This window comes from Chitinophaga sp. (assembly GCF_035564935.1).
GTDB lineage: Bacteria > Bacteroidota > Bacteroidia > Chitinophagales > Chitinophagaceae > Chitinophaga.
Genome location: NZ_DATMTE010000513.1, coordinates 1 through 5,812, shown reverse-complemented (window position 1 = coordinate 5,812; position 5,812 = coordinate 1). Strand labels below are relative to the sequence as shown.

Below are 5,812 nucleotides of genomic sequence, written 5' to 3'. Positions count from 1 at the left end.
GTTTTTGCAACAGGCTGATGCCATCCATCTGTGGCATGGTGATATCGCTGACAATTATATGCGGATGCAGTGCCAGTGCTTTTTGCCAGCCTTCTTTTCCATCGGCTGCTTCTATTACTTTGTAGCTGTTGCGGAGATTGTCTTTGAGATAGAATCTGAAGTCTTCATTATCTTCCACCAGTAAAATAGTTGACATTTCAGGGAAACTTTCTGTTCCGGCAGCTGCCACTTGTAGCGCCGGTACTACGGGCGGCAGCTGCGCTTCTGCCGGCGGCAATGTTATTGCCGGCGATACGGAACCCGGAATATATTGGTCTGCTATCTTTAACGGAAGCTGTAGTGAGAATGTGGCGCCTTGCCCTGGTTCGCTTTCCACTTCAATGGCGCCTCCGTGCATTTTCACAAATTCCTTTGTAATGGATAGCCCGATGCCGGTACCCTGGTTAAGTATGGCGGTGCTGGTATTGGTTTGGAAAAAGTGGTCGAATATCTTTTCTCTTTTATCTTGTGGGATACCAATGCCGGTATCTTTCACTACTATGAGCACCCATTGCTCGCCGGGGGCAGCCGGCTTTCCCGCTAATTTTAGTTCAACCGTTACTGCACCATCTTCCAGGCTGAATTTAAATGCATTTGAAAGCAGGTTAAAGAGAATGCGTTCCATTTTATCGTGATCAAAGAAAACAAACAGGGATGCCGGAACACTGTTGAAGGTAAACCGGATCTTTTTTCGTTCGGCAAAGTCGCTGAAGGAATCTGTCACTTCCTTTATGAAGCTAACCAGTTCTCCTTTCGACAACTGCAGTTTTAGCTCGTGTTCTTCCATCTTCCTGAAATCAAGTAACTGATTCACGAGATTGAGCAGCCGCCTGGAATTTCGTTTGATCATGTTCAGCTTTTCAATCCTGTTGCCGGTTTTTTCCCCGGCAATCAATTGTTCCACGGGGCCTATGATCAATGAAATGGGTGTTCTGAAATCATGACTGAGATTGGTGAGGAATTTAATTTTCATCCGGTCCAGTTCGCGGATACGCTTGATCTCCTGTTTTTCCTGTTCTGCCAGGAATTTCTTTCTTATCCTGGCAATTCCCAGGTACCGGCTATATAGCAGGAGCCCGCAGATAACAACCACATAAAACACATAGGCATACATGGTGCGCCAGAATGGCGGCTGCACATAGATCTTTATGGTGGTATCATCTGTATTCCAGATTCCGTCGTTATTGCTGGCTTTTACATGAAAGGTATACACCCCCGGATCCAGGTTGGTGTAAGAGGCGGTGCTGGCAGTTCCTGTATAGTTCCAGTCTTTGTCGAACCCCTCCAGTTTATAAGCGTAGTAATTTTCCCTGGGGATGGTATAATTCAGTGCCACGAAACTGAGGGCAAAATTCTGTTTGTATGCAAGCCTGATATCGCCGGTAACGGAAATATGGTCTTTGATGGGACTGTCTTCACCCGGGACCACTGATTTATTGGATACTTTTAAATCCGTTAGCAGCACAACAGGTACATTTTTGTTCACTGTTAAACTGCAGGGCGTAAAATAATTAAAGCCTTCAAGACCGCCGAACATAATATCTCCGTCAGACAACCGTATTCCTGAGGTATGAACGAAATTATTATTTTGGGCGCCGTTGTAATGTGTATAGTTCCGGATTTTTTTTGAGATAATATTAAAGCTGCTGATGCCGGTGTTGGTGCTCAGCCAGAGGGTATGGTCCTGGTCTTCAAGGATCTGGTAGATGGTGGTGTTCTGCAGCCCGTCTTTTTCAGCGTAGTTTATAAACTGCCCGGTGGTTTTGTTGAAGAGGCTCAGTCCCCCGCCATAGGTGCCTACCCACATATTTCCGCGGCTGTCGCGCAGTATCACCTGTATCTTATCGCCTGATAACCGGCTGTTGCTTTGTGTATAGATATCCCATTTGCCCGTAGCGGGATGATAGACTCCGATTCCCCCGCCGTGTGTGCCGATCCAGATATTTCCGTCTGCATCTTCTTCAATGGTTCTTATGTATCCGTTAAACGGCAGTTTTTTTTCGCCGGGCATACCGGGCCTGGGATGTGGACTGAACCGGGCAATGATTTCATCATTCTTTAAAATGTTTACGCCTCCGCCATTGGTGCCCACCCAAACATTGCCTTTGCTGTCTTCTTTAATACAAAAAATATCATTAGCGTTCAGGTTGCCCGGGCCGGGGCCTTTTGCCAGGTGTTTATAGCTGCCGGTGGCGCAATCCTGTATAAGCAGGCCATAGGCATATGTGCCAATGAACAGCTTATTTTCCCGGGTATAATGAAGCGCCATGATGGAAGTATAATTGTTGGCCGGAAGGGGAATATTCACCGGCTGTACTTTCCCGGTTTCACGGTTGAAGCCAAACAAGCCGCCTCCGTCAGTGCCAACCAGTATATTCCCTTCATTGTTTTCTGCAAAGGCGCTTACTATGGACGATTTGCGGTACTGGGTATGAAAAATAGTACCGGGTTTGAAATTAAAGAGGTTCAGATTTTTATCATATTTATTGACACCGCCGCGAAAGGTGCCGATCCAGTAGATCCCTTGCCTGTCGATATAGGTACATTTTATGGATGGGCTGGTGATGCTGTAGATATTTTCATTATCGGGGAGATAACGATTAATAGCGTTTGTGCGGGTATTAAGAACAATCAGTCCTTCCTGTGTACCGATCCATAACTGTCCATCGTCGTCTGGTTCGATGCAGTTAACCTGTATGTTGCCGATAGAAGTATTTCCGCTTAACCGGGCATAGGAGGTAAACCCGTTATCATTGGGTTGCAGCACGCAAAGCCCGGTTGCTGTGCCTACCCAGATCCTGCCGTTTTGGTCTTCCGTGATAGCTCTTACATCGTTATCAGTAGCGCCGGCTCCGGTGGTGTTGTTAAGTATCAGCTTTAAGGCGCCCGTGGTTGGAGTATACCGGTAAAGACCTGTGGTAGTGCCTACCCATACCTGTTGTTTCCGGTCAACAAAAACACAGGCCAATGCTTTTGTGGCTTCAGGGTTTTCTTGTCCCGTGTGAAGCCCGATTTTGGAAACCTGGCGGGTGGCGGGGTTGAGGAGGAACAGGTTCTCGAACTGCGCTATCCATACTTTCCCGGATGTATCGCTGCTGATGTCCGTTATGACAGCGTTGACGGGAAGTTCGGGAGTATTGGCATTTACCGGGAAGTGGATAAAGGCATCTTTTCTGCGGTTGTACAGGCTAAGGCCGCCACCGCCGGTACCTATCCAGAGGTTACCGGTTTTATCCTCGTGCAGTACCAATACCTCGTTTGCCCTCAGGCTGGAAGAATCGGCGGGGTTGTGCCGGTAAACGGTAAAATTGGTGCCGTCAAACTTGTTTAAGCCGTCGTCTGTAGCAAACCACATCAAACCGTATTGATCTTTGATGATGTAATTCACCGCATTGGATATCAGCCCGTCTTTTGCGGCCAGTGTGGTGAAGTTGATCTTCTTTGCCTGCCCCCAGCTTACCCCGGCCAGGAATAACAGGCAACAGAAACAGGTTAGTTTATATTTAAGCATAGGTAGCAGTCGTTAAAAACAAGATGTTGGTTGAATTTTTCATACATGGACCCTGGTTGAATTTATTTCTTCTGCCTAATTTAAGTATTGTAAGTCAATCTTAAAAGGAATATATCTACTGTGCCTGCCTATGGCAGAACGTTAGGAGGCAAATTATTGTCGGAACGACAATTGTGCTATGAATTTCAACAAATGAGCTATCGGCTGAAAGGCGGTCCTGGTATTTTTGTTTTAACGCTGGTAGCTGCCAGTGTGACGGAATGTCTGGCATAGACAAAACGACAGCATGCTGCTATAATTTTATAAAGATGTGTAACAATTTATCCGCAAGAAATTTGAAACAATGCTTCGTGATACTTTTCCTGCTTGTTGGCACTTCATTGCGTGCACAGCAGTCGGACAATGAGGATGGCACTTTTACGAACCCGGTTATCTGGGCCGATTTCCCGGATAATGATGTTATCCGCGTTGGAGATACTTACTATATGGTTACAACCAGCATGTATTTTTTTCCGGGTGTTCCTGTGCTGAAATCCAGGGACCTGGTGAACTGGGAGTATGCTTCCCATGCAGTGCAGCAATTTAAGCAACATCCGTTTTATGATTTAAACGGCGGTAACCGCTATGGAAAAGGGCAGTGGGCCAGCAGTATCCGTTACCACAACGGGAAATTCCATATCCTTTTCCTTACGCTGGATGAAGGAGGTTTTTTATGCACGGCAACAAAGGCGGAAGGCCCCTGGGAAATACGAAAGCTGGCAAGACCATATTACGATGCGGGGCTTTTTTTTGATGACGACGGGCGCATCTACGTGGCGCATGGCTATTCTAAGATATCGGTGACAGAAGTGGACTCCGCCCTTGCACCGGTTAGCCGGGACAGCGTTGTATTTGATAAAGTACAAAGACCCGGGCTGGAAGGAGCGCATGTTTACAAGATAAACGGGTACTATTATATTTATGCCACTTATGGAGGCGGCGACGGTTACCAGTGCTGCCTGCGGTCAAAAAATATTTATGGCCCCTATGAAGAAAAAATTGTGTTGCGGGATGATATGAATCTCCATGGTAAGGGAGTACACCAGGGCGCATTGGTTGAAACGCAAACAGGGGAATGGTGGAGCGTCATTTTCCAGGACAGGGTAGGTGTAGGGAGGGTGCCCACCCTGCAACCGGTTCAGTGGGTAGATGGCTGGCCTATGGTGGGGAAAGACGGTCGGGCCGTAGTTACCCATACCAAACCCAATACCGGAGGAAGTGCACCGGTGCGTGTGCTGCCCACCAGCGACGAGTTTAATACCGGTAAGCTGGGGATGCAGTGGTCGTGGAACCATAACCCCGACAACAGTGCATGGTCCCTGGCGGAACGCAAGGGGTACCTGCGGTTAACTACCAGCAATATCACCGCTGATCTTCCCCAGGCAAAAAACTCCTTAACGCAACGCATATTCGGTCCTTTCTCGGATGCCACTACGGAACTGGATGTAAGCCGGATGCAGGCAGGCGATATCGCAGGCCTTGCCGTACTGCAGATCCCTCATGCGCTGATAGGTGTAAAGGCAGGGGAGCGCTCGAAGTTTATAATCATGAAAAATGCCGGGAAAACCATCGACAGTATTGCCTTAGGGAAAAGGCAGGTGATCTTCTTAAAAGCATCCGTAAATACGATTAGCAACCAGGCTCATTTTTATTATAGTTTTGATAACCGCAGGTTTATTCCAATCGGCGATACCCTGGATATGCAATTTAACCTGAAGATGTTTACAGGAAACAGGTTTACGTTGTTTAATTATGCTACCCGGAAGCCCGGTGGTTTTGTTGATTTCAACTGGTTCCGGATGAATACACGCCAGGGTCCCCCCAATCTTTTTAAAGCTTCCTCATTGGTGCAGGCAGAGATGTATGACGAAATATACCTGGCACGTGTAAAGGCCAGCGCTAATACAAGCCACCCCGGGGAGCAGGATATTGGCCATTTAACAGATGGGGCATGGATCCGGTTTAACCGCGTGGATTTTGAAAATGGTTATAAATATCTCCTGCTACGGGTTTCCCCGGGTCAGGGACATATTGAGGTGTATGCAGATAAAGATTCATTGCATCCCTATGCTTTGGTAACGCTGCCAGCTGCGTTATCGAAAGCATACACAACTATCCGCATACCCGTTAAGCAACTAACGGGAACGCATCAACTAACGTTTAAGTTTACAGGGAATCCGGCGGCAGGGTTGAACTGGTTTTCCTTTACCAATGACCTCGCGA

At 47.4% G+C, this 5,812-nt stretch carries 2 protein-coding genes; one reads left to right on the top strand and one right to left on the bottom strand.

The genetic code is table 11. The annotated features are described in order from the left end of the window. A partial coding sequence (locus VN105_RS13080) for a hybrid sensor histidine kinase/response regulator (RefSeq protein WP_325641545.1) occupies window positions 1–3,550 on the bottom strand: 3,550 nt, incomplete at its 3' end. 335 nt (window positions 3,551–3,885) lie between these two features. Here VN105_RS13080 and VN105_RS13075 point away from each other — a divergent pair. Next, a partial coding sequence (locus tag VN105_RS13075; protein WP_325641543.1) for a family 43 glycosylhydrolase occupies window positions 3,886–5,812 on the top strand: 1,927 nt, incomplete at its 3' end.